Raw genomic sequence first — 25,874 nt, forward strand, 5'->3', positions numbered from 1 at the left:
GTTTTTAGTAACTCAATTAAAAATCAAGTTTATTCCATTTTAAAAAACTGGAGGTCATCGTCGTTATTCCCTACTAATACATAATTGTTTTTACCATTTATTACTGTTGTAATTTTCTTAGAATCTTTAGCGGCATAAAACCCTATTTCAGAACCTCTTTTGGCCGTAAATAAACCTTTGCCGTTACCTAATAATAAAATGCCAGTTCCAGCATCGTTTCTGGGTGTTTCTATTTCCGATACATAAAGATTTCCTATTCCTAAAACATCAAGAGCACCGTCACCATTAAAATCATTAATTAGCATATCGTTAAGGTTAGATAATTGTGCTAGATTCGGTAAATTGGTTATCTTAAATTGACCGCTTCCTTTATTTTCAATATAAACAGATGCAAAAGTGTCCGTATAGTAGTGGAGGGAGTTTTTTAATTTTTCCTCTCCGTAGACCTCTTTTAATTCCATAGACGCAAAAGCATCGTACTTAACAATTTTTTTCTTTAAAGCTGGCACTTGTTCTGAGGAGCACGAAAAGCCCCGTAGTGGATAATGTTTTTCATTATTGTAATATCCAAGAACTATATCACTATTACCATTGGCATCAAAATCATTATAATAGACATCAAACGGTTTGTCTGTGCTTGTTTTGTATTTATAATTAAGTCCAAGATTACCCGCGATATAATCCATATCGCCATCATTATCGAAATCGCCTTGCTCTATACTAAACCACCAGCCGTAACTCGATTTAAAATTTTCGGTTTCAATTTTTGAGAGGTTACCGTTGTTGTTTTCAAAAATGGTAATCGGCATCCACTCGCCAACTACGATTAAATCTAAATCATTGTCCTTATCGTAATCAGTCCAAATAGCATCGGTCACCATACCAAGGTCTATAAGGTGAGGTGAAATTTTTTCGGTATTGTTTGATAATTGTCCGTTTTCATTAATAAGTAGCATACTCGAAGGCGGATTGGGGTATTGTTGTGGGGTATGTCTACCACCTACAAAAATGTCCATATCGCCATCACCATCATAATCGGCAGATTTTACTACTGAGCCACTTATTCTACTGGCATTGAGTATAGCGCCTTTTTTAAATGTTCCGTTGCCTTCGTTTAAATAAATTCTGTCCGTATAATGAAAATCGTTCTTCGGGTATTCATTACCACCACTAACGACATATAAATCTTTAAACCCGTCGTTATTGATATCTACAAATAGGGCGTCAATATCTTCGTATGCAGCTTCTTTAGACCAGAAATTAGACTGACTTTCTATAAAGCTACCATTTTTTTGTTGCACGAATAAGGCAGGAGCTTGGTTTGCCGCACCACCAATATAGAAATCATCTAGTCCATCTTTATTAATATCACCAGTGGTTAATGCCGGCCCAAATTGTGACAGTTTATGTGGTAGCAATACTTGTTTTTCAAAGTCATCAAACTTGTTTTCTTGATGTTTGAATTTTGCAGGAAACGAGGAAGTTACATCGGCAAAAAGATATTTTTTCGATTCTTCTGTTATGGAATTTACAGCTTTTAAATCTTTTGAAGAAATTTCTAAAAATTGATTGGCTTTAATATCCTTTTTTATTGTATTATTTCCGTTTGGCCAAAGAATGGTAAGACTATCTATATGGGTTAATGAATTAAGACCAAAATGTAATGCGGGTTCACTAGTAGAATAAATGCCACGAACATTTGTACTTTCTAAGGTCTGAATTCCTTTTGAAGTGTATAAATTAACTCTGGCACCAAAAGTTGGTTTATTGGCTTCATCTTTCAAAGTAATTCTTAGAAAGTTTTTATCTGGTAATGATTCTGAATTGTTTTTATATATAAAAGCTTCGTTATTGATATTATTAACGATTAAATCGAGATCTCCGTCATTGTCCAAATCGGCATAGGCGGATCCATTAGAAAATGATTCCTCATCTAAGCCCCATTCATTGGAACTATTCTCAAATGCTAAATCTCCTTTATTTTTATAAGCATAGTTTTTTAACGGTTGAGAAGGGACCATATTTATCGCTTTTTCTAAATCAACTACGTCCCAAATACTTTCAATATTTTGTGCATTTGGATTCTTTTGAAGCCAATTTGCCCTTGTGGTATTTATATAATTGGTAACATTTTTATCGGCATCGGTATTTCTTATATCTCTTAAAAGACCGTTTGTTACATAGGTGTCTTTAAGTCCGTCATTATCAAAATCAGCTATAAGATTAGACCAACTCCAATCGGTTGCCGCCATACCTGTAAATTGAGCAATGTTACTGAAGGTTTCATTGCCATTATTTAATTGTAGTGTATTGTACATGTATTGAAAACCGCCGCCATCTTCTACCACTTTCCAGAAAGAACCGATGTTCATTCCGCTCATGTTCGATTTTAATCTAAAATTATCCTCAGAAACCATATCAAGTACAAAAACATCTAAATTTTGATCATTGTTAATGTCGGCAACATCAACTCCCATACTGTAGTAAGAAGTCTGTTTTAGCGCACTTTTTTCTATACCAGTAAATGTACCGTCCTGATTATTGATAAATAGAAAATCTGGAGCATAAAAGTCATTGGCAATGTAAAGATCCGTCCACCCGTCATTATTTAAATCACTAGCCGAAACGGCATTAGGGAACCCGGTTTTGCTAATACCGGCTATTTCTGAAACATCTGTAAATGTATCACCTTCATTTTTATATAGTTTTAAAGCATATTCAGGAATTAGTAAGTTGTCGGAGTTGTGATATTGAGATAAACTACCAGGGTTAGGAGGCTGGGTAAGTAGAAATAAATCTAATAGTCCGTCTTTATTATAATCTAAGAAAGTAGCATGTCTTGTTCTTTCGGTATTTGCAATTTTAAAGTTTTCGGCTTTTTCTTCAAAAGTACCATCTCCTTTATTTAGGTATAATAAGTTTCTTCTCCATTCTGGTTTTTCATCGTATAGCTCTCTACTTATATAGATATCTAAGAAACCGTCGTTGTTTATATCTGCAATAGTAACACCTGTGGACCAACCTTCGAAGTTTTTAATACCGGCATTCTCGGTATTGTCCGTGAAAGTTAAGTTTCCATTGTTCATGTATAGTTTATCTGGAACCATATTACCTGCAAAGAAAATATCTTCTAACCCGTCATTATTGAAATCACCTACACCAATACCTGCGCCGCCGTAAAAGTTGGCATAGGCAAAAATATTCTTGTTCTTATCGTCTTTAATTTTATTATTAAAATCAATACCAGTTATATCTGATTTTAGTAATGTAAAAAGTTTGTTACCTTCTTCTGCTTTTTCAACAGTAGAACTACAGCTAAATAGTAGTAGCGAACAACAGTAAAAAAAATGTCTAATTTTCATGATTACAAGATACTATTTTATACAAAAAAAGGAGAGTTTCCTCTCCTTTTCAAACTCAATAAAAATTAACTCAACTATTATGAGAGGTTTCACTCAAAAACCAAACTTAATTATTGTTATTGTACATCCCACCAAACTCTTGTGGTAAGTACATCTGGACCTTGTGAAGCTACCGCAGCTTCATAATTTGCGGCGTTAACACTGGCCTCGTTCTGAGAATAGGTCAGTCTTCTTGGAATAGTGCCTCCAGTTTCATTACCTGGGTAATTTGTAGGGGTTAAAACAGGAAACCCTATTCTTCTCCAATTAGAGAACGTTTCATATTCGTTTAAGAATGTAGCTGCCCAATATTGGGTGTTTATTTGTTCAATTGCATTTGTAGCATCATACGGATTATTAGTTAAGTATGTTGCAATTGCATCATCCTCAATAATTGCATCATCGCTAAAAAGAGACAGTTGCTTCATTGCGGCGGTTACACCGTTGTTATAATGTGTTTCGGCATCACCCGCTAATCCCCAACGTACATTTGCTTCGGCAAGCATAAATTCTACTTCTGCGTAAGTTTGGAAAATCATTGGAGCATCAAAACCTGCAAGAATTGCTCTATTTGGTTCAGCATAATTGTCTGTATTTTCTTCTCCGGTTTCTGCTAACAACATAGCACTATCTAAACCGTTAGGGAAACCTATTAGATCTGCTGGTGCTGTACTACCATCTGATCTTCTTGCAGCAAGTATTGGAAGTCTTGGGTCATTTCCGTCTTGTAAAAAGTCTATAAAAGTCTTGCTCATCCTTGGATTGCCATCAGCATCAAATGCTTCGGATATGCCATTTCTATTATTAGAGTCGTGTTGAAGATAAAAGATATCTTCGTTGGAAGTCATAACTCCGCCTGCTATTGCCTTAGTTACCCATGCCTGAGAAGCTGTTGGATCAACTTTTATTAATCTAAGTCCTAAACGGAGCATTAAAGAGTTAGCCAATTTTTTCCATTTAGCTTGGTCACCTTGATAGATAACATCGGCAGTTCCAAAACCAGATGTTCCATTACCTAGAGCGGCTGCAGATTCTTCTAATTCTTTAAGCATGTCTGCATAAATTTCGCTTTGCGTATCATACTTTGGAAGAAAAACGCCTTCTATAACAGCCTTACCAGCTTCGCTATAAGGAACATCACCATATAAATCAGTAAGTCTTGAAAAAGCAAAAACCCGTACAATTCTTACTATGGCCTTCATTTCTTCTGGAGCCTCTTCGTTATCTAATTGAAATTTTAAGTCTTCAACATTCTTAATTGCATTTTCATAGTAACGATCTAATAAAGAAGATGCATAACCTCTATTCCAAGTATATTTATCGCCACTCCAATATCCTGCAGTAGTTGATAAATGTTGCATCATTGTTGATTGATAGATCAATTGTGCTCTCCAATTATCATATCGTTCGCTAGATACAAATTTTAATACAGCAGTTAATTTGTTGCCTGCTGCAATCTGTGAAGGTTTTGTTGGATTTACGTTTAAATCCTCAAATCCGTCATCACAAGCGCCGACAACTAGCGCCATCATAAATAAACAAATTAATTTTTTCATATCTTTTTATTAAAACTTTAAGTTGATAGTCATACCATAATTTCTTGAAGTTGGTACACCAAAGTATTCCAATCCTTGAGAGTTTCCTACGTTATACGCGCTTTCAGGATCTATATTATCTATACTTCTAGATATATAAAACAAGTTAGAAGCAATGAATGATACATTTACATTCGTTAAGAAAACATCTTTTAATAATTTTTCAGGTAATGAATACCCTAAGCTTAATTGTCTAAACTTAATGTAATCAGAATCTTCTACGAATTCTTCTGCAATATCATTTATTTCTCCCCAATAGGTTTGTAAATTCTCAGGAGCTATTGTAGTAGTGAACGGTTGATCAGTTGCTGCGTCAATTCCAGAAACTGTTAAGCCAGTTTCTCTACCTTCTAATGTATTCTTATGAAGTCCATTTCCATAAATGGTTGTATTTGTACCTGAGAATACTTGTCCTCCAAATTTACCATCAATTAAAAAGTTAAGATTGAAATTTTTATAGGTAAATGAATTAGAGAAACCTAAAGTTAAAGGAGGTACGCCTTCACCTAATATTTTACGTTCGCCTTCAACAGCTCTAGGAACTCCTTGATCATCGATATCATATCTAATTACGCCGTTTTCATCCCTATCATAAGAAACACCGACAATAGTACCATATCTTTCACCAACTATATGAGTAATTCTTACATTTTGGGATCTTGGCTCATCTAAATTTACATCTGATCCAACTTCATCGGTTGCTTCTACAAGACCTTCATTGTAAGCCCCATTTAAAGTTACATTCCAATTAAAATTAGCTGTTCTAACTGGTGATCCACTTACTAAAAATTCAACACCTTTGTTAGATACTTTTCCAAGATTTGCCTTAGCTCCATTATATCCTGAATAAGTTGAAGTTGCAACATCTACGATGTCTTTAGTGGTTTCATTCGTATAATAAGCAATGTCAAAAGAAAGTCTATTCTTAAACATTCTTAAATCCAATCCTATTTCAGTTTCACTTTTACTAAAGGCAACTAAATTTGCATTTGGAACGGTACTTCCACTTATTCTACCTGTTGGTTGTCCATTTAGCGGATTTCCAAAGATTTCATAGGTTAAAGCTAATTCATATGGGTTTTGAGCTCCACCTGCAACTTCTGAATAACCACCTCTTAGTTTTAAGAAGCTTATAAAAGAAGGCATGTTCAACGCATCTGATAAAATTAAACTACCATTTACAGAAGGGTAGAAGTCATCATTTGGAGAAGTTTTACCTGGGAAAGACAATGTTGAGAACCAGTCATTTCTTCCAGTAAAAGTAACATAGGCCCAACGATCGTAAGAAAGTTCTAAAGATCCATAAACAGAACCAATTTTACGCTCACTGTATTCTCTTCTTCTATTAATTCTTACCGTGTTTCCTATGTCCTCTAAGCCTGGTACAATAAAATCGTCACCACCAAGAAAAAGATTTTCAGATTTAAGGTGGTTAGAGTTAACCCCTACTAAAGCCGATATTGCAAACTTGTCGGTAATATCTTTATCAGCAGCTAAAATAAGATCGGCGTCTACTTGATTTGTTCTTCTTTCTTGTTCCTCTATACTTCCTAAAGGTTTATATGCGGTGCCAAAAGGCTCAACACTTGTTCTTCTTATAACATCATTATCTATACCCATACGACCGGTTAAAGAAAGCCAGTCATTAAAATCGTATCTTAATGTTGTAGATGCTATAATTCTATTTCTTTGGTCTTCGTTTCTAAAATTATAAGCTGCAAAATATGGGTTTTGCGAGAATGTATTATTAGAGTACTGTCTTTCAGAACCATCAGGATTAGTTGATGGTTGTAATGTAAGAACATCAAAATTACCTGGTAATAAAGCAACGGTAAAGTTTGCATTACCTGGTGCATCGGACAAACGAGGTCTATTTTCAACTTTTTCTATGATATACTTAGCATTAATGGTACTGGTCAATTTCTCTGCCAAGATAGCTGAGCTATTGAACGAAAATGATTTTCTGTTTAAGCCAGCATTCGGCATTACATCTTGGTTGTTTAAATCAGATGCAGATAATCTATAAGTTAAATTATCAGTAGCACTGGTTAAAGCAACAGTATTAATTAAGGTAGTTCCTGTTCTATAGAACTTGTCAATATTGCTACCTGCATATGAATATGGTCTGGAAACACCATCATATTGTATAGAATTTGCGCCGTCAAAACGTTCTCCCCACGATGAAGTTCCTGCTTCTAAGGCACCTTCTTGCGTAGTAGGTCTAGCTCCTAATAAACCTTGGCCATATTCTGTTTGAAAATCTTGTAAAGATGAATCTACTTTGTCAAAAGTAACAGAGCTACTTACCTCTACTCCAAAACCTTTTTGTCCTTTACCGCTTTTTGTAGTAACGATAATAACACCGCCTGCAGCACGAGAACCGTACAGCGCAGATGCAGCACCACCCTTAAGTACTGATATAGATTCAATATCATCTGGATTTATACTGGAAATACCGTCTCCACCATCTGATCCACCCCACATACCAGCAGAACCATTATTGCCATTGTTTATAGGAATACCATCTACAACATAAAGCGGTTGGTTTTCGCCGGATAATGAACTGGACCCACGAATTACAACTCTACTAGAACCTGCGGCTCCGGTGGCATTCTGAGAAATGTTTACACCAGCTATTTTCCCCTGTAAAGAGTTAATTGCATTTGGTGTTTTAATAGTTGCGATTTCTTCCGAGTCAACTTCTGTTAAGGAGTAACCTAACGCTTTCGTTTCTTTACGAATACCTAAAGCGGTTACTACAACCTCATCTAATTCGCTAGCATCTTCCTCTATCGAAGTATTTATAGTAGATCTACCGTTAACACCAACTTCTTTAGTTGCATACCCGAGCGAGGAGAAAACTAAAGTGGCGTTAGCATCTACACTGATTACATAATTTCCATCAAAGTCGGTCGATGTACCGTTCGATGTGCCTTTTTCAACAACGTTTACACCCGGCAAAGGTGACCCTGTATCGTCTGTGACAACACCTGATACGTTTTTATTTTGACCTATTGCGGCTTGAAAAAATAAAAGCAATGCAAAAGTCAAAAAACTTAAGAATTTTTTGTTCATGAATTTTGAGTTTAGTTTAGGTATTTTTTAAAATACGGATTTAAGATGAGGGTTCTTATATTGATAATTCAATAATTTCGACTAATAACTGTTGTGAAAAGATTAACAACGTGTTAATATAAACGTAATTTTTTAAGAATCAAACAATAATTAGTCGTTTTGTGAGTCTCTAATTGTCTGCCATTGCTCAGTGGTTATCGCTGGTCCGTCAAAGAAAGAAACCCCTTTTGCACCATTGGTTTTAGCTTGTTTAATAGCTTCTTTTAATTCAATAGCTGTCATTTCTGGGACGTAAATACCAGTATGCAATTCTGTATTTTTACCTTTTAAATCTTCAACCCCTTGTTTGGTAGCATACCCGATCCAATCTATTTCTTCGTTATAGAATACATTATAAATCATTGGTAAAACCGCATCAACATTCCATTTATCCCATCGTTGACGAACCATATGATCCGCCATTTCTGGATAGGGAAATACTGCTGCAGTTAATAATTTACCATTGTCATGGGTAATTTTATACGCTTCGTCTACTATAGCTTTTACCTTATTTAACCTAAAATTCTTCCATTCCATATCTATTGCAGGATTACTGAAATCTTTAGGGTTTTTGTGGTGTTCTTTTTCAAATTCAGCCGTGCAAACATCACAATAACAGAAGTCATAACGTGGGAGTTCTACTTCTTGCTTTAAATCATATTTTGGTAGTAGGCCAATAGGTAAAAAAATGTCAGAATATCTAATATAATCTAAATGAAAACTGGTAACTCCTTCAACCTTGGCAAGGCCTTCTATTAAGCTAAGTACGTGTTCTCTCGATTCTTTACGAGTAGGGCACAACCATTTGTAATAACCTACATACGGCGGTTCGTCAAAACAGGACTTGCCATCTCTACTTACTGCGTACCATTCTGGGTGTTGCTCGGCAATTTTGTCCCCAGGTCTATTCATGGTAAACATCCAGGCGTGTACCTCAAGATTATATTTTTTTGCAATAGGGACTAACCTTGTCAATAATGTTGGGTCGCCGTAAGTATTTATTAATATAGCATTGATGCCATTGTCGCTGTATTTTTTAAACTCTTCATCGAAAGATTCATTAGTTCTTTCTTTTTCGGCGGTGATCCATGTCCAAAGTTTAAAGTTTTTTTCGACAGTTTTAGTATTTATTGCCAGGGAATTAGGAGGAGTAGGTTCTTTTTTTAATTCGCAAGAAGTAGCGAGTAAAATAGTGGATATGGCTAGAAATTTTAATAAGCTATTGTTTGTCATCATCGTAAGTTTCGAATTTTCCATCGTTATGTACTACAAGTTTTTTGTTGGTAAACGGACTTTTTACCCAAATGTTAAACCCAAAATTAAATTTTTCTAAAACAGCTGTGACTACTTTATTTAGTATCAGTTTGGGCTCTGTTTGCAATTGTCCATTAGTACTTGTCCAGGCTTTGTCTCCAATTTTACCATTCTTTAAATCTCTATAAAGTTTGTACAAATACCATTTAATATGTTCATCTTCCGGAATGATAAAATCTTTTTGTTTTAAATCTGTATCAGTAGCAAAATATACGTATCCCCAATGTTCAGGTTCATGCATATTAATGACTCCCTGCGGAGACCACACCCAATTATTCTCGTGAAGGAATTTACCAGTGGCATCTTTTTTTCTGCTATATTTTCCATTCTCTAAATTAAATGACCAATTAACCCTAGAGAAATTTATTCTCCAAAAATCATTTTCAGGGACTTTTGTTCTTCCGCCAGGTTCAGTAGTAAAAGACCAAGGTATGGCAATTTCAACAGACCAGCCTTCATCAATATCTGTAGGGTTATTTAAAGTGCCATTAATATGAATAGCAGATTTCAAACCTTTAAAATCCCAGCCATCTAAAATATATCCATTATTTCTATAGGGTTTAGATAAAAATAAATCCCAAACCGTATTCAAGGCATTTAATTCAAGTTCGTAATAATTATGTGTGTCACCATCAGGATCAATAAAAATTTCAAAATCGTTGTTGTAAAAAATAATAGTATCCTTTTGCTTTAAGGTAGCCCATACATGTGGCTCTTTTATTTCTGAAAAAAAGTATAGATAACTTTCATCCCAAATCATTTTTACGTTGGTCTTATACGTTGGTGTTTTGGTTCCTTCAATATCTATAAAATTTGAAGTCCATTTTGCCTTTTGCCAAGACTTTTCATCCATTTTCCCATCTATTAAGATGTTTTCAGATGTTTTGTGTGCACTATATGTTAAGGGTATATTTTGACCTATGAGGGCTGTTCCTCCAAAATAAAGTACGAACAATAAAGAAGCAACCGTCCTTTTTAATTCGATTGATTGATATTCAAATTTTAACATGCTCTATATAATTAATATTTCAATTGGAGATTGCTATGTCCCTAGTATTAAAAAATGGTTCATTTATAGAATTTTATATTTTAGTTGTTTTACTAATCTGAAAAAAGTAATATCATTTCAGTAAATATTTATACTAGAAAATCCTAAAGTTTTAGTTCCAATTTTAGAAATGAATTAAATGCTATTATTGTTTTTAATTACTTTTATCAGTAAAAGGCCCTTAATTTGCTTTAATAATAGTCTTGATTAATACCATAAGTATAAATTAATTTAGCTTAACAACTTCAGATTGAAGTCCAACGTCAATAAGACCAAATAATCCGAGTACTATTTGCCTATGAATATTAATATATTGAAGTTTTTACGCAGACCAAAGTTTTTAGGAGATAGTGATATAAAACCTTTGCATCATGTATTGTTTTGGTCTATTTATTTTTTAATCAATACTTTTCGCTGGAGTAGTATTCATAATGACTTTTTACTTTCTCTAAGAACTAATTTAATAGGTTTTCCAATACATATGTTTTTGGCATATTTAAATGCGTATTATTTAATGCCAAAATTTATTTATACCAAAAAATATTTTCAATATACTATTTATATACTTCTTGCCTTATTTGGAATGTTGTTGCTGAAATTCAATTTAACGTATTATTTGGTAAGTACAGATGTAATGCCAGAAGGTCCTGAGGAGATTAATTCACTGACAATTGGTTATGCAGTGCAAACCATGATAGGGGAGGTTTATGTAATTTCCTTTTTTACGGCTATTAAACTAACGATTGATTGGTTACGCGAAAGCAGTAAATTGCACGATTTAGAAAAAAGACAATTAAAGACCGAATTGCGTTTTTTAAGATCACAGGTGTCGCCGCATTTTTTTTTTAATACGTTAAATAACATATATTCTCTCACCTTAGAAAAGTCTGATCAGGCACCCGAAGTTATTCTTAAGCTGTCCGAGCTAATGAGATATTTGCTTTATGCTACTAAAAAACAGCGACAAGATTTAACTAGTGAAATAAATTGTATTAGAAATTATATAGATTTGGAGCGAATTAGATTTGATGATAGCCTAAGAATAGATATGAATATTTCAGGAGATCTTGATAATTGTAAAATAGCTCCCATGCTTTTAATCCCATTAGTAGAAAACTGTTTTAAACATGGAGCTAGTAAAAATATTGGCGAAATGAAAATCGTCATCGAAGTATTGGTGACTAACGGATTTATGAATTTTAGAGTTTCCAATACAATACCTAATGCAAATAAAGAATTTAAATACCCTGTAAATTCAGGAGGTATAGGATTATCAAATGTTAAAAAACGTTTAGAGCTTGGTTATGCAAAAAACGATTATGAATTATCAATATACGAGGAGAACAAAATGTTCAATGTTATTTTAAATCTTAAAGTAGTATGATTTTAAAAGTGATTGTGGTAGATGATGAACCTTTGGCGGTTAATGTGCTTAAAAATTATATTCTTAGGGTAAAAGAACTTCAGTTAGAAGGGACTTTTTCAAATGCTATGGATGCCTCTACCTTTTTAAGAGACAACAATGTTGATATTATGTTCTTGGACATCAATATGCCTTTCTTGGACGGACTGGAATTTTTAAGTACGCTACATAAAAAACCTTTTGTAATTATGACTACGGCCCATGAAGAGCATGCGTTAAAAAGTTTTGAGCTAGAAGCCATAGACTATCTAGTAAAACCAATTTCTTTACCAAGGTTCTTTAAATCCGTAGATAGGATTATAGGACTTAAACAAGGCACTAATAAAGTGGTTTCTGATAAAGAGGAAAAACCTAATATTTTTGTAAAGGTCGATAAGAAAAAATTGCAGAAAATTTATTTAGATGAGATAATGGTGATTGAAAGTCTTAAAGATTATATTAGGATTATTACGCCTACGGCAAAATATATAATACATAGAACCTTAAGTAGTTTTACCGATGAGTTGCCGGGAGATAATTTTATACGTATCCATAGATCTTACACCATTGCTGTAGATAAGGTTAGTGTCGTTGAAGGGAATAGTGTAGAAATAGGTGGAATTAGGTATACCATTGGGCGCAGTTATTTAGCTGATACAAAAAGTAGAATCTTAAATGATTTGGATGAGTAAAGTCAATTCAAATGCATTTTTTTTGGTGTATAAAGCAAAATTTAGGTTAAATTAGAAATTTCTGTTTCCTAAATAATAAGGAACATTTCATTAACATCGGAGATAAAAGCCCTGAGAATTAAATCTAGTAATCCATCTTTGTCGAAACCAGCTACTTCTATGATAAGCCAGTTGGCATGTGTGGTATTGGGCAGTAAGGAAGTATAAAATTTAGTTTGCTATCATTACTTAGAAATACGATGGCATTTTCTACTTTGCTCCCACTAAGGTAATCGGTAAATAAAGAAGCTACCAAAATATCTAAATCCCCATTATTATGGAAGTTACTGGACTTAACCACTTAGATGAAGGAATGTTAGCAAAATTTTCTGGTAAATAAATAAAAATGAATTGTGATTGTTTAGCTTAAGTAGTTGTGTTGTTTAATAATGAAAAGCAATAAATCTAAATGGGCATAATGAGTTCGATATTTATAATTACTTTTTTAGACAAAAAATAATTCCTGTAAATAAGATTTATTTACAGGAACTATAAAATAATTTAACTCATTTATTCATTGGCACCAATATCACCTTGTGCAACTAAGGTTGCCAAATCATCTGCGCTCAAATGAATGTTTATATAACCATCTACCGCAAGAACATTTTCATAATTGAATGGTGTTTCGTCATCCAATAATTCAACATGGGTTTTACTAACACCAGTAGTTCCATTTACAGGGTTAAAGGTGAAAATAATAGGACCTGTTTCTTCAGCGCTATTAGCATGTATATGTCCAGGATGCATTCCGTCCATTGGAGTTCCTGCCAATTCTATAACCGCTAATGAATTACCGCTTGCTCTTTCGTAAAAAGTAGCAGTTCCACTAATACCAGGTACATCAACCGTTGCTAAAGTATACGTTTTAGAGGTTCCTGTAAGTTCATTTTCACCTATATCACCTTGGGCTACTAACGTTGCCAAATCATCTGCGCTTAAATGTATATTAATATAACCGTCAACGGTTAATACTTCTTCATAACCGAAATCTGATTCATCGTCCAAATTCGCAACATTTGTTTTACTTATGCCGGTAGTTCCGTTAACCGGATTGAAAGTAAAAAGTATATCTCCACTTTCAGCAGCGCTATTAGCGTGTATGTGGCCTGGGTGCATACCGTCTTCTGGAGTGCCTTCTAAAATTATGGTAGCCAAAGCTTCCCCATTTTTTCTTTCCTCAAAGGTAGCTGTACCTGAAATAGTTGGTATTGCAACCGAACCAAGCTCATACGTTTTAGCTTCGCCTGTCAATTCGTTTTGTCCTATGTCTCCCTGTGCAACTAAAGTTGCCAAGTCATCTGCACTAACATGAATGTTAATATAGCCATCGTAATCTAAAACTTGAGTGTAACCAAATTCAGTATCATCGTCAAGCGTAGATACATTTGTCTTGCTTATACCAGTAGCTCCATTTACAGGATTGAAAGTAAAAGCAATATCACCGCCCTCTATAGCAGTATTCATATGTATGTGACCTGGGTGCATACCATCTTCGGGAGTATTTCTTAACATTATAGTAGCTAATGCTTCGCCGTTAATTCTCTCTTCAAACGTTGCAGTACCATCAATATCCTCTACTGCCACTGAGCCAAGTTCGTACGTTTTAGCTTCCCCTGTTAATTCGTTTTGTCCTATATCTCCTTGCGCAACTAAAGTTGCTAAATCTTCTGCACTAACATGTATATTAATATAGCCATCGTAAGCTAGGACATCTTCATATTTAAAGTCAGTGCCATCATCTAACTTGGAGACATTGGTATTACTTATTCCTGTTGCTCCATTTACATCATTGAACGTGAATGCTATATCGCCACCTTCAGCTGCAGTGTTCATGTGAATATGACCTGGGTGCATTCCGTCTTCAGGGGTGTTATTTAGAGCAATAGTTGCTAATGCTTCACCATTTTTTCTTTGTTTAAAGGTTGCGGTACCATCAATATCTTCTATTGCAACACTACCTAAAGCATATACCTTAGAAGTACCGGTTAGTTCATTTTGGCCAATATCACCTTGTGCCACTAATGTGCCTAAATCATCTGCACTTGCATGTACATTAATGTACCCATCAAAATTTAAAATTTCTTCATAGGTAATACTTGTGCCATCATCTAATGTGGAAAATGTAATGGTTCCCATTCCGGTTGAACCATCTACGGTTCCTAAAGTAATTGCAATATCACCACCTTCGGCTGCAGTATTGAAATGGATGTGTGCTGGGTGCATACCTCCACTTGGTGTATTTTGTAAATCAAGTTCTACTGTGACAGTGTTATCATCATTTTTTATGACTTTTGCCGTACCATCGATGTCTGGGTTAGCAACTGAATTTAGCTGATACGTAGTCGAATCTAATTCACCAATCACAATTGGTGGTTCAGAACCGTCATCATCACTACTACAAGAAGCAATGAGTAAAGTACCCATGATTATGGGCAAAATTAGTTTAATAGTTTTTTTAAATTTCATAGCAATTTTAATTAAAGTTTATAATATTTACATTTCATCGTCCTAACTTACCTACTATTGAAAGATACTTTTTGCTTTAAAAAATTTAAAATTGACCAGAACCGTTGTGCAATGAAAATAGGAACGGATGGGGTTTTACTTGGCGCTTGGACTGATATCAGTAATGCGGAATCTATATTGGATATTGGGACAGGTACAGGTGTTATTGCTTTAATGCTAGCTCAAAAAAGTTGTGCTGAAGTTATAGACGCCATTGAGATTGATTCAGATGCATACGAACAATCTGTAGAGAATTTTGAGAGTTCTCCATGGGGAAATCGGCTTTATTGCTACCACGCTGGTTTAGATGAGTTTATTGAGGAAGTTGAGGATTTATATGATGTGATAGTTTGTAATCCTCCTTTTTATACCGAAAATGTTGCTTCTGGTGATTTGCAAAGAGATCAGGCAAGACAAAATGAATTTCTACCTTTTAACGAATTATTAGATGGGGTTTCAAAATTGATTTCTGAAAATGGAATCTTTAGCACAATAATACCTTTTAAAGAAAGGGATGGTTTTATACAATTGGCTGCATACTATAAATTGTTTCCGAGTCGTTGTATGCATGTAAAAGGAAACCCTTCAGCTGAAGTGAAAAGGGTACTTTTAGAATTCACTAGGCAGGAAAAAGAATGCGAAATGCTAAATTTAACTATCGAAAAAGAGAGGCATGTCTACACAGTGGACTACATTAATCTAACAAAAGATTTTTATTTAAAAATGTAACTATACAGTTGTATATTGTTATATTTCTTTAATTATCTTTGATAAAAGTAATTTTATGAGACCTGATTTATTTGAAGCACCAGACTATTATAATTTAGATGATTTATTTTCTGAAGAACACTTATTAGTGCGTGATGCTGCGCGACAGTGGGTAAAAAGAGATGTGTCTCCAATTATAGAGGAGTATGCCCAAAGGGCAGAATTTCCTAAGCAAATTATAGGAGGTTTATCTGAAATTGGTGCATTTGGACCCTATATTCCCGAGGAGTATGGTGGAGCGGGGCTAGATCAAATTAGTTACGGACTTATTATGCAAGAAATTGAAAGAGGGGACAGTGGTGTGCGTTCTACGGCATCTGTTCAATCTTCATTGGTTATGTATCCTATTTATACGTATGGCACTGAGGAACAGCGTAAAAAATACTTGCCAAAATTAGCTACAGGGGAATGGATGGGATCATTTGGTTTAACAGAGCCAAACCATGGCTCTAACCCAAGTGGTATGGAAACCAAATACAAGGACATGGGCGACCATTATCTTTTAAATGGTGCTAAACTTTGGATTTCAAACTCTCCATTTTGCGATATTGCCGTGGTATGGGCAAAGAATGAGGAAGGGCGAATACACGGATTAATCGTTGAACGTGGTATGGAAGGTTTTACAACTCCAGAAACACATAATAAATGGTCGTTAAGAGCATCTGCAACCGGAGAGTTAATATTTGATAATGTAAAAGTGCCTAAAGAAAATCTATTGCCAAATAAATCTGGTTTAGGTGCTCCGTTAGGTTGTTTAGATTCTGCTAGATATGGAATTTCTTGGGGTGCCATAGGTGCGGCAATGGACTGTTATGATACTGCTTTACGATATGCAAAAGAACGTATTCAATTTGGAAAGCCAATTGCAGCAACCCAATTACAGCAAAAGAAATTGGCAGAAATGATAACCGAAATTACAAAAGCACAATTATTGGCTTTTAGATTAGGTCAGTTAAAGAATGAAGGTAAAGCGACAACTGCACAAATATCTATGGCTAAAAGAAACAATGTGGAAATGGCCATTAAAATAGCGCGTGAGGCAAGACAGGTTTTAGGTGGTATGGGTATTACTGGTGAATACAGTATTATGAGGCATATGATGAACCTAGAAAGTGTAATTACTTATGAAGGTACTCATGATATTCATTTATTAATTACCGGCGCTGATATTACAGGTATGCCAGCTTTTCAATAAACTTCATCTTTTTTTGGACCATTCGGCAACAGTAAATGTTGGATTAAGAATGTAGCTTTTATAGAATACTTCTATCGTAGTTTCATTCGTTACTGTGGTTTCTTTGTATGGGAGAAATAGGTCACCTACCATTTTAAAGTCAGAGAGGTAAGTAACTTCTTTTTGGTCTTCTTTAATAATAATTGTTGCCGATAAGGAATTGTTGAGCGTATTTATAATGTAACCCGTTTTTTCATTTGAAATTTGAGCACTAATTAAATTAAGATTTTCTCCTCCTTCAAGGGTTTCTAGAATTTTAGTTTTATCAAGAACTTTTTTTTGCAGGCCTAGAATTCCTGATATAAAAGTCAGTTTCATTTCATTTATTCGCTCTGCAGGCATTTCATTATAGCTATTGTTTTGATATGTCCATCCGGAATTTCCTTCGAGCTGTTCAATGTAAGGAAATGAAGGTTCTAGTGATTCTAGCCTAATATAATGTCGTTCATTATCAAGCAGTACTTTAAAGTTCATTCCAGAAATAACAACTTCGGCCTTTAGGGTTTTTAAGGCATCTATAGCTTGTCCTCCATGGGTCGTTTTTACGGATTGCAATACGTTTATTGCTGAAGTAACATCCGAAGTAGAAGGTTCTATTTTAGGTTGAACAGGGTCAGGATTTTTATGAATTTCCCCACTTTTTAGTTGCTCATTTTCTTCATAAAAAAAGATAGAGCCATCTAATGCCACCATAAAATCCTCACCACCATCCGCATCGTAAAAAAAGCTATGTTTTTCTATGCTTCCATCTCTATTAAATAGTGTCAAAAGTCCGTTTTTTATGGTGTATTTTCCGCTACTAGAACTTTCACTATTACTTCCGCCACCAATTCCGCCGCCGCCATCTCCACCGCCACTCACCATTACACCACCGGTGGAATTACGGTCAAACGTGCCATTGTCATAGAAATTATAGCCTTCAAATCGTTGTGTTCCAACATAAATAAGACCAGTACCCATTCCGCCAGAACTGCTTGCGCTCGAATACTTATAAAATCCAGAAGGCACTTTGTTGGCGACATCCATTTTTACCATTTGAGTACCGCCATAGTAGATTGAAGTATATCCTTCTTTATCTTCTTCAATAGTAATGGTATCATTTTCTACAGAACTATCCATGTACTCTAGAAAGTATCCTTCTTTAATTTTTTTGTAACGCCCGGTTATTTTAGTTTGCCAATCTGGTTCTTCTAATTCTTCACAAAAAGTACCGTCTGAACGTAGCAAAATAACAAGATCATAACTACTCATATTCATTCCCCATGTAAAACTTCTTCCGGCATATACTAAATCCTTGAGGTTGTTTTGCGCATGGCAAAAAGATAATATGAACAGGAAAATTAGTAGTACGGAAAATTTGCGCATTTTCATGATAACTAGCGTTTTAGTAACCGCTAATTTAGAAATTTAAGGGATAGAAACATTGAGCACCTTATAAGATTAAAATTATCTTTACACTATTAATACCAATAGGTAAAGATTTTCTATAAGATTGCTTATTCGATGGGAAAATTGGTTTTTATTCTATTATAAATTATTTCACCAGTTGCTTGGTACTATTTCTTAACTAATCTTACTTTAATTGATTTGCTAATAGGAGTTTTGCTGCGCTCAGCAAAATGGTTATAGGGTACTAGTACATTGGTTTCAGGAAAATATGATGCCAAATTACCCGATGGTATATTGTAGGGTACAACCTTGAAATTATGTGCTATACGTACTAAATTATCATATGTGCTCGTAATATCAACTATATCTAATTTTTTTAACCCTACAGCTTTCATGTCATCAGTATTCATAAAAACAATCCTTCTTGCATTATAAACACCTCGGTAACGGTCGTCAAGGCCATAAATTGTTGTATTAAATTGGTCGTGAGAGCGTATAGTCATTAGCATATATTCATCTTTTGCCAAATCGTGTACTGGTAATTTGTTAATAGTAATCTGCGCCTTACCATTTGGGAGCATGCTAAAGTCTAAATTGCGTACATTATTTGGTAAATAATACCCAGCACCCTCAGAACGTTCTTTTGTGTTGCTAAAACCTTTTGCTACCTGGTCTATTTGTGTTCTGATCAATTCATAATCTTCCCCTAAAGATTTCCACTGCATGGGGTGATTTTCGCCAAAGTATGCGTGAGCAATATTGGCAATAATTTCTGGTTCGCTCATAATGGTTTCTGAAGCAGGTTTCAAAATTCCTTTCGATTTCTTTACCCTACCCATACTATTTTCTACCGTAAAATGGCGTGGCTTACCATTTTTCATATCTTTTTCAGACCTGCCAATGGTTGGTAGTATTAATGCAGTTTTACCAGTAATTAAATGTGTTCGGTTCAACTTTGTACTTACTTGTACGGTAAGGTCGCAATTTTGAATACCTTTTGCGGTATATTCAGTATCAGAAGCTGCCATTAAAAAGTTTCCGCCAAGGCACATAAATATTTTTGCATTACCCTCGTGCATGGCTTTCATAGCGCCTACGACATCTACACCTTCATGGTCTGGTGGAGCAAAACCTAAGTGTTTTTTTATACGGTCGTTCATTTCTTTATCAACAAAATGTTGTATGCCAACACTGCGGTCTCCTTGTACATTACTATGACCGCGTACAGGACAGGTGCCAGAATTAGGTTTGCCAATAGCTCCTTTAAGTAGTAGAAGGTTTACATACTCTCGTATATTTTCAACTCCGTTCTTGTGTTGTGTTAAGCCCATTGCCCAACACACAATAATTTTAGACTTGTTAGCTAAAAGAGCTACGGTTTCATCTATTTTAGCTTCAGAAACTCCTGTTTTATTTAAAAGCGCTTTGGATGAATACGTAGCTAAATCAGAAATAAGTGCATCATAACCATCGGTGTATTTTTTAATAAAGTCGTGGTCAAATACATTTTTATATTCTTGCTCTAAAGCTAAAAGTTTTTTTAATATCAATTTTACAAGCGGTATGTCTTGATTTATGTTTACAGGTAAGTGAATATCTGCCATGTCTTCACCTCCACCAATCCAACCTTTAACATGTTGCGGATTTTTGAAATTTACCAAACCCGATTCTTCTAATGGGTTAATGCTAATTACCTTTCCACCGTTTTGCTTACATTTTTCTAATGCAGACAACATTCTTGGGTGGTTTGTTCCTGGGTTTTGACCTGCAATTAGTATTACTTCGGCTTCATAAAGGTCTTCTAAAGTTGTGGAGCCTTTGCCAATGCCTAAAGTTTCACCCAAGGCTACACCGCTACTTTCATGGCACATATTAGAACAATCGGGAAGGTTGTTGGTGCCTAATGCGCGAGCAAACATTCCATATAAAAAAGCCGCTTCATTACTTGATCTACCAGAGGTGTAAAATATTGCCTCGTCTGGATTGTTTAGTTTTTTAAGTTCGTCTGCAATTAGGTCAAAAGTCTCTTGCCAAGAAATAGGTTGGTAATGTACATTACCAGGTTTTAACACCATTGGTTCAGTTAATCGCCCAAATTTATTTAATTGAAAATCGGTTAATTGAGATAATTCTTCAACGGAGTATTTTTTAAAGAAATCTACTCCAATATGGCTTGTAGTTGCTTCATCACCCAAAGCTTTTGCACCATTTTCGCAATATTCTACTCCTGGTGCTGGGTGTTCTGGATCGGGCCATGCACAGCTAGGGCAATCAAAACCATTTTTTTGGTTCATGCTCAATAATGTTCGCATGGAACGAAGAACACCCATTTCCTTAAACGTATGTTTTAAAGCTTCACGTACGCCTAAATAACCTGCGGCATGGGTTATAGGTTCTTTAATCTCAATATCAAGAAAATCTTCAGATCCTCTAAAAGAGACATTGCGTTTATTTTTTGCATCCATGCTTTAAACTTAGTAAATGTAAAAGTAACGACAGCATTCAACACCTTAAAAACCGCCTAGAAAATGATAAAATTTACTAGACTTTATCTCAACTTAGGGTTTGGGTAATTATCGGACTGATCCTCTCTAGTATTGTCAAGACAAGTAAAATCTTTTTCTAAGAGTACGTATATATTGTTTTGGTCAATGGTGTTTGCAGTATGGTCAAAGGCGATAATATCATTAGCGAACCAACCTTTTCCATTGTTCTAGGGCACTTCTAAAATAATAGTATAGTTTTCAAAGCTTACTTTTAAATTCTCAATATGCTTATTAAGGATAACACCATAATAGAATTTTACTGCACCAAAATTAGTGCTATCAAAAATTTCCCCATCTTCGGATAGTGTTTTAACCTCTGTTTGGGTTAATCGAAACCGAATAAAATCTCCTTTTATGTGAATTTTCACAACTACATTTTGAGTTCACCACAAAAATAACGTAACTGACATCAAAAAATATGAAGTTGACATCAATTAGTTTCTAGTATGTATCCTTCCCTGTATATTTACTATGTAATAAAAACGAATTAATTTTTTTCATTTTCATATAGTGTTCTCGTAAAAGAGTCCAATCTTAATTAAGATTGGACTCTTTTTAGTTTAGCTCAATTTTAGGCAAAAGAAAACCCCGTTACAAATTAGTTTCTAACGGGGTTTTGGTTTTTAATTCTAGATTATTAACTCCAAATAGGAGCAGGGTATTTTCCCGAATCAGATTTTTCCTTAAGACTATTCATTGCTTTTTCTTTATCACTGGCATAAGTTACACCAAACCAGTCTCCGCCAGAAGGTATGCATTTTACTTCTATCTCCTTAGCTTGCAGCATTTCTTGAATCATTAAAGGAATGTACAACTCGCTATTTGCTATACGTTCATCATCCTTTAAAAACTGTCTAAATTCAGATTCTATTTTATCGAAAATAGAAGGTCTACATACCCAAAAGTTCATGCTAGCTTGCTCATCTCCAGTAAAATCTAAATTGGTATCCTCATCAACAATTTTATCAGCTTTTTGTACAAGTTTAAGACGTTCCTGAACAGAAACTAAATTGTCGCCATCAACTTCGCAAACACCTCTGGAAACTGAACCATGCTCAGATAATGTATCTTTTAATGTGTAACCCAAAAGTGCATAAGCATTGGCATCTGCTTTCATGAAATCTGCAGCTTTCTTGTATGCAGCTTGACCATAAAAATCATCGGCATTAATTACTACAAATGGGCCATTTATTACATTTCTTGCTGTCCATACTGCATGTGCAGTACCCCAAGGTTTTTTACGCTCGCCGGTGAATGTTACTCCATCAGGTAAATCAGTTAGTTCTTGGGCAAGGACATTTAATTTTATCGATTTTGGTAATCTTTTTGAAAGGTGCTCTTCTAAAAAAGAAACGTTTTCTTTTTTTGTGATAACTACAATTTGCTCGAAATTGTTCTGAATAGCGTCATAAATAGCAAATTCCATTAAAAACTCACCGTTTGGACCTAAATCATCAAATTGTTTTAGTTTTCCATATCTGCTACCGCTACCGGCAGCCATTAAAAGTAATGTCATGATTTCTGTGTTTATTATGTCAAAAGTATGAAATGCGATTAAAAATTCCATTCCATATTAGATGTATCACCATTAAAATTGATAATAAGTCAATATTAGTCAAGTAGATTTTATATTTTCAACGATTATAATCTTTGAATATGAGCACTAGAAGAAATTTTATTAGAAATGCATCAATTGCAGGTATGGGTATAGTTGCTGTACCAGGTTTTGCAAGAAATAGTTTTAACGCTGCAGATAAATTAAATGTAGCTTTGATAGGTGTCGGATTACGAGGAACCAATCACCTACAAAATTTATTATTGCGAAAAGATGTGAATATTACAGCTATTTGCGATGTTGATCCAGAAAGAATTATGATTGCCAAGAAGCATATTTCAGATGCAAAAGGGAAGGAGCCAAAGGTATTTGGCTCAAACGATTTGGATTATAAAAACCTTTTGGCGTTAGCAGATGTAGATGCGGTTATTATTTCAACACCATGGCTTTGGCATACACGTATGACTGTTGATGCTATGGAAGCAGGTAAATTTGCAGGGGTGGAGGTTTCTGCATCTAATACATTGGAAGAATGTTGGGATTTGGTAAATACCCATGAACGTACTGGTACACATATGATGATACTAGAAAATGTAAACTACCGTAGAGATATTTTAGCCGTGCTTAATATGGTGAAGCAAAATGTTTTTGGAGAGTTAGTTCATTTTAGATGTGGCTACCAGCACGATTTGCGACATGTTAAATTTAATGACGGTAAAACAGCTTATGGTAAAGGTGTGGAATTTGGAGAAAAAGGTATTTCAGAATCTAAATGGCGGACTGAGCACTCCGTAAAACGAAATGCAGATGTTTACCCAACACATGGTCTTGGCCCTATAGCTGTTATGGCAGATATTAATAGAGGAAATCGTTTTGTGTCCATGACTTCTCATGCCACAAAAGGCATAGGTTTACATAATTATATTGTAAAAGAAGGCGGAGAATCACATCCTAATGCAAAGGTAAAATTTAAGCAAGGTGATGTAATTACATCCACTATAAATACAGCTAATGGAGAAACAATCATTATAACACATGATTGTAATTTACCTAGGCCCTATTCTTTAGGTTTTAGAGTGCAAGGTGCAAACGGATTGTGGGAAGTTGACGGTAGTAGAATATATGTTGAAGGTGAATCTGAGCCACACACTTGGGGCGAAGCAAAACCATGGTTAGACAAATATGATCACCCGCTTTGGAAAAAGTATGGGGAATACGCGTTAGATGCTGGCCATGGTGGTATGGATTTCTTTGTAATGAATTCTTTCGTTGAATCTGCTAAACAAAATATAGCACCACCATTAGATGCTTATGATGCAGCAGCATGGAGTGCTGTAACTCCACTTTCTGAAGTTTCTATTGCAAATAATGGAGAACCCCAAGATTTTCCAGATTTTACCCGTGGTCAATGGATAAAAAGAAGACCTTATAATTGGATGAAAGAAACATATTAAATTTGATTTATAGTATATGCTTAGGCATATTTACTTAATAAGTACAAATAAACCTTCTGTACATTCTAAATTAATGTTCAGAAGGTTTATTTTTTTTGATGCAGAAGTTAAAATTTACCATTAACTTATAATCAAGTCTCTAAAAAAAACTGGGATTAATTAGGATAAAACAGAAATTAAAACCCAATAAAAAATCTTTAAACTTATTATGGGCAATGGTAATTAAAGTAATTTCATTTCTGTAGGATTCCAATTAACGGGCTGTTTTTGTGCAAAACTTTCATTTGCCAATAATGCGGCACCAGCAGCTCTAAGTCCAAATTCAGGGTCTTGTATTACCTTGCCGTTGTTCCTGATACTCGTAAAAAAATTATTGAAATGGTCGTAATGCGCACCTTTGTACTCCCGAGGAGCTTGCCAAGTTGTTGTACCTGTGGATAGACTAGAATTTCTAGATTCTAAGTTCTTAGCAGCATACTCGTTTTTAATTTGTTGTTGCATTTCCTCCGTAAAGGATACTAAGGAATAGCCGCTAGGTTCTAAACTTAATTTTGAACGGTTTAATGTAACTGAATTTTGTCCTATTTCCATTTCGCCCTCGGTGCCAATTAATTTAAATCCGCCACCACCACCACTTCCTGCAATGAAATTAATACGAAATGCCGCATTAAAAGGTGCATGGGTTTCTGTTTTAGGATAGTCATATAAGGTTATGGAAACGTCAGGTACATCTCGCCCGTCATTCCAATACCTCAGTCCGCCAGTGGCTAATGCTCTATTTGGCCCGTGAGAACTTATTACATAATTTAAAGTTGAAAAGGCATGAACAAATAAATCTCCCGCTACGCCAGTGCCATAATCTTGGTAATTCCTCCACCTAAAAAAACGAGTTGGATTAAAAGGTGTTTTTGGGGTATTGCCTAAAAATGTGTCGAAATCAACGGTTTCTTTTGAAGCGTCTGGGGGAATAGGATACTGCCATGCTCCCTCAGCAGAATATCGATCATTGTACATGTCTAACATAACAATATCGCCTATGGCACCATCTTCATAAAGTTTTTTTGCTTTTTCATTTCCAAGGGATGCCATTCCCTGACTGCCCACCTGGCATATTTTTCCAGAAGATTTTTGTGCTTCTATAATCTCTTGGCCTTCATTAAAATTTTGAACAATGGGTTTTTCACAGTACACATGTTTATCTGCTTTTAATGCTGCTACGGTAATTGTTTGATGCCAATGATCAGGAGTAGCAATAATAACGGCATCTATATCTTTCCGATTTAAAATTTCCCGATAATCTCGAGTTACAAATATATCTTTTCCCCATAATTCTTTAGCTCTAGCAAGTCTGCCTGTATATAGGTCACATGCTGCCACTATTTTCACTCCATCAACTTTTAATGCAGCTTGTGTATCGTAAATGCCTTGAATTCCAGTGCCAATTAGTGCAATATTTATTTGGTCGTTTACGCTAAATTCTAACTTGTTATAGTTTCTAGTTAATACTAATTGCTCATTTTTTGGAGAAGCTAATAAAAAAGGTGCCGTACTTAAGGCTGCAGTGGTCAACGAAGTTCGTTTTAAAAACAATCTTCTTGAGTTTTTTTCTTTCATATAAATATGCTTTGAAATAAGTTGTTGTTGTAAGCTAATAAAAATAGCAATTTATAATGGGCATAACACCAATCTTGATTTTAGTTCACGTTCCAGTATCTTTTTAAGATAAATTATAATGGAAATTGAGGGTGTTTGTCTTGTTATTTAACATCTTAGCATTATTTATGATTTAAATGGCATAAAATTTTTCAAGATCAACGT

The 25,874-nt window shown here is 34.9% G+C and carries 15 protein-coding genes and 1 pseudogene; 5 read left to right on the forward strand and 11 right to left on the reverse strand.

Annotation, left to right across the window (positions count from 1 at the left end; translation table 11 throughout):
- Nucleotides 1-29: 29 nt before the first annotated feature.
- The 5 genes from BTR34_RS10430 to BTR34_RS10450 all read right to left on the reverse strand — a co-directional run bounded on the left by BTR34_RS10430 (nt 30) and on the right by BTR34_RS10450 (nt 10,433).
- The gene (locus BTR34_RS10430; protein WP_068481188.1) at nt 30-3,362 is read right to left on the reverse strand and encodes a VCBS repeat-containing protein; all 3,333 of its coding nucleotides are present in this window, start codon (nt 3,360-3,362) and stop codon (nt 30-32) included.
- Between the two features lie 116 nt (nt 3,363-3,478).
- Nucleotides 3,479-4,957: a SusD/RagB family nutrient-binding outer membrane lipoprotein gene (locus tag BTR34_RS10435; protein ID WP_068481191.1), complete on the reverse strand. Its 1,479-nt coding sequence runs from the start codon at nt 4,955-4,957 to the stop codon at nt 3,479-3,481.
- Nucleotides 4,958-4,966: 9 nt separating this feature from the next.
- Complete coding sequence (locus tag BTR34_RS10440; RefSeq protein ID WP_068481194.1) at nt 4,967-8,071, reverse strand: SusC/RagA family TonB-linked outer membrane protein; 3,105 nt, start codon at nt 8,069-8,071, stop codon at nt 4,967-4,969.
- Between the two features lie 150 nt (nt 8,072-8,221).
- Entirely contained in the window at nt 8,222-9,367 is a 1,146-nt protein-coding gene (locus BTR34_RS10445) for a family 10 glycosylhydrolase (protein ID WP_157483735.1), read from the reverse strand.
- Nucleotides 9,330-10,433: a carbohydrate-binding family 9-like protein gene (locus BTR34_RS10450; protein WP_068481200.1), complete on the reverse strand. Its 1,104-nt coding sequence runs from the start codon at nt 10,431-10,433 to the stop codon at nt 9,330-9,332. Before BTR34_RS10450 ends, BTR34_RS10445 begins: the two co-directional genes overlap by 38 nt.
- Nucleotides 10,434-10,770: 337 nt before the next feature.
- Here BTR34_RS10450 and BTR34_RS10455 point away from each other — a divergent pair, with 337 nt between their 5' ends.
- Together BTR34_RS10455 and BTR34_RS10460 are read left to right on the forward strand one after the other, a co-directional pair.
- On the forward strand, nt 10,771-11,856 hold the full coding sequence (locus tag BTR34_RS10455) for a sensor histidine kinase (protein WP_068481203.1): 1,086 nt from the start codon (nt 10,771-10,773) through the stop codon (nt 11,854-11,856).
- Nucleotides 11,853-12,566: a LytR/AlgR family response regulator transcription factor gene (locus BTR34_RS10460; RefSeq protein WP_068481206.1), complete on the forward strand. Its 714-nt coding sequence runs from the start codon at nt 11,853-11,855 to the stop codon at nt 12,564-12,566. Before BTR34_RS10455 ends, BTR34_RS10460 begins: the two co-directional genes overlap by 4 nt.
- A 549-nt stretch (nt 12,567-13,115) precedes the next feature.
- Here BTR34_RS10460 and BTR34_RS18945 read toward each other — a convergent pair.
- A complete protein-coding gene (locus BTR34_RS18945) occupies nt 13,116-15,071 on the reverse strand; it encodes a CHRD domain-containing protein (RefSeq protein ID WP_068481209.1) in 1,956 nt (651 codons plus the stop codon).
- A 57-nt stretch (nt 15,072-15,128) separates the two neighbouring features.
- On the opposite strand from BTR34_RS18945, the gene BTR34_RS10470 reads away from it, so the two are divergent.
- Nucleotides 15,129-15,839, forward strand: coding sequence for a tRNA1(Val) (adenine(37)-N6)-methyltransferase (locus BTR34_RS10470; protein ID WP_157483736.1), 711 nt, complete (start codon nt 15,129-15,131; stop codon nt 15,837-15,839).
- 55 nt (nt 15,840-15,894) lie between these two features.
- Nucleotides 15,895-17,073, forward strand: coding sequence for an acyl-CoA dehydrogenase family protein (locus BTR34_RS10475; protein WP_068481212.1), 1,179 nt, complete (start codon nt 15,895-15,897; stop codon nt 17,071-17,073).
- Between the two features lie 3 nt (nt 17,074-17,076).
- On the opposite strand, the gene BTR34_RS10480 is transcribed toward BTR34_RS10475, so the two are convergent.
- From BTR34_RS10480 to BTR34_RS10495, 4 genes and pseudogenes are all read right to left on the reverse strand, one after another.
- A complete protein-coding gene (locus tag BTR34_RS10480; protein WP_157483738.1) occupies nt 17,077-18,483 on the reverse strand; it encodes a hypothetical protein in 1,407 nt (468 codons plus the stop codon).
- Nucleotides 18,484-18,668: 185 nt separating this feature from the next.
- Nucleotides 18,669-20,966 (reverse strand): FdhF/YdeP family oxidoreductase, encoded by a 2,298-nt coding sequence (locus BTR34_RS10485; protein WP_068481217.1) that lies wholly within the window; start codon nt 20,964-20,966, stop codon nt 18,669-18,671.
- An 83-nt stretch (nt 20,967-21,049) separates the two neighbouring features.
- Nucleotides 21,050-21,415, reverse strand: a pseudogene (locus BTR34_RS19275) (DUF7009 family protein).
- Nucleotides 21,416-21,684: 269 nt separating this feature from the next.
- A complete protein-coding gene (locus BTR34_RS10495; protein ID WP_068481859.1) occupies nt 21,685-22,563 on the reverse strand; it encodes a nucleotidyltransferase family protein in 879 nt (292 codons plus the stop codon).
- 140 nt (nt 22,564-22,703) lie between these two features.
- On the opposite strand from BTR34_RS10495, the gene BTR34_RS10500 reads away from it, so the two are divergent.
- Entirely contained in the window at nt 22,704-24,056 is a 1,353-nt protein-coding gene (locus tag BTR34_RS10500; RefSeq protein ID WP_068481220.1) for a Gfo/Idh/MocA family protein, read from the forward strand.
- 222 nt (nt 24,057-24,278) lie between these two features.
- Here BTR34_RS10500 and BTR34_RS10505 read toward each other — a convergent pair whose 3' ends face one another.
- On the reverse strand, nt 24,279-25,670 hold the full coding sequence (locus BTR34_RS10505) for a Gfo/Idh/MocA family protein (RefSeq protein WP_068481221.1): 1,392 nt from the start codon (nt 25,668-25,670) through the stop codon (nt 24,279-24,281).
- Between the last annotated feature and the right edge of the window lie 204 nt (nt 25,671-25,874).

The sequence above is a fragment of the Maribacter hydrothermalis genome (assembly GCF_001913155.1).
Lineage (GTDB): Bacteria > Bacteroidota > Bacteroidia > Flavobacteriales > Flavobacteriaceae > Maribacter > Maribacter hydrothermalis.

What these genes read in the sequence shown, in the direction of transcription:
- BTR34_RS10435 (WP_068481191.1), bottom strand. Translation starts at nt 4,957, where the DNA reads ATGAAAAAATTAATTTGTTTATTTATGATGGCGCTAGTTGTCGGCGCT.
- BTR34_RS10485 (WP_068481217.1), bottom strand. Translation starts at nt 20,966, where the DNA reads ATGGATGCAAAAAATAAACGCAATGTCTCTTTTAGAGGATCTGAAGAT.
- BTR34_RS10460 (WP_068481206.1), top strand. Translation starts at nt 11,853, where the DNA reads ATGATTTTAAAAGTGATTGTGGTAGATGATGAACCTTTGGCGGTTAAT.
- BTR34_RS18945 (WP_068481209.1), bottom strand. Translation starts at nt 15,071, where the DNA reads ATGAAATTTAAAAAAACTATTAAACTAATTTTGCCCATAATCATGGGT.
- BTR34_RS10505 (WP_068481221.1), bottom strand. Translation starts at nt 25,670, where the DNA reads ATGAAAGAAAAAAACTCAAGAAGATTGTTTTTAAAACGAACTTCGTTG.
- BTR34_RS10450 (WP_068481200.1), bottom strand. Translation starts at nt 10,433, where the DNA reads ATGTTAAAATTTGAATATCAATCAATCGAATTAAAAAGGACGGTTGCT.
- BTR34_RS10445 (WP_157483735.1), bottom strand. Translation starts at nt 9,367, where the DNA reads ATGGAAAATTCGAAACTTACGATGATGACAAACAATAGCTTATTAAAA.
- BTR34_RS10495 (WP_068481859.1), bottom strand. Translation starts at nt 22,563, where the DNA reads ATGACATTACTTTTAATGGCTGCCGGTAGCGGTAGCAGATATGGAAAA.
- BTR34_RS10455 (WP_068481203.1), top strand. Translation starts at nt 10,771, where the DNA reads ATGAATATTAATATATTGAAGTTTTTACGCAGACCAAAGTTTTTAGGA.
- BTR34_RS10480 (WP_157483738.1), bottom strand. Translation starts at nt 18,483, where the DNA reads ATGAAAATGCGCAAATTTTCCGTACTACTAATTTTCCTGTTCATATTA.
- BTR34_RS10475 (WP_068481212.1), top strand. Translation starts at nt 15,895, where the DNA reads ATGAGACCTGATTTATTTGAAGCACCAGACTATTATAATTTAGATGAT.
- BTR34_RS10430 (WP_068481188.1), bottom strand. Translation starts at nt 3,362, where the DNA reads ATGAAAATTAGACATTTTTTTTACTGTTGTTCGCTACTACTATTTAGC.
- BTR34_RS10500 (WP_068481220.1), top strand. Translation starts at nt 22,704, where the DNA reads ATGAGCACTAGAAGAAATTTTATTAGAAATGCATCAATTGCAGGTATG.
- BTR34_RS10440 (WP_068481194.1), bottom strand. Translation starts at nt 8,071, where the DNA reads ATGAACAAAAAATTCTTAAGTTTTTTGACTTTTGCATTGCTTTTATTT.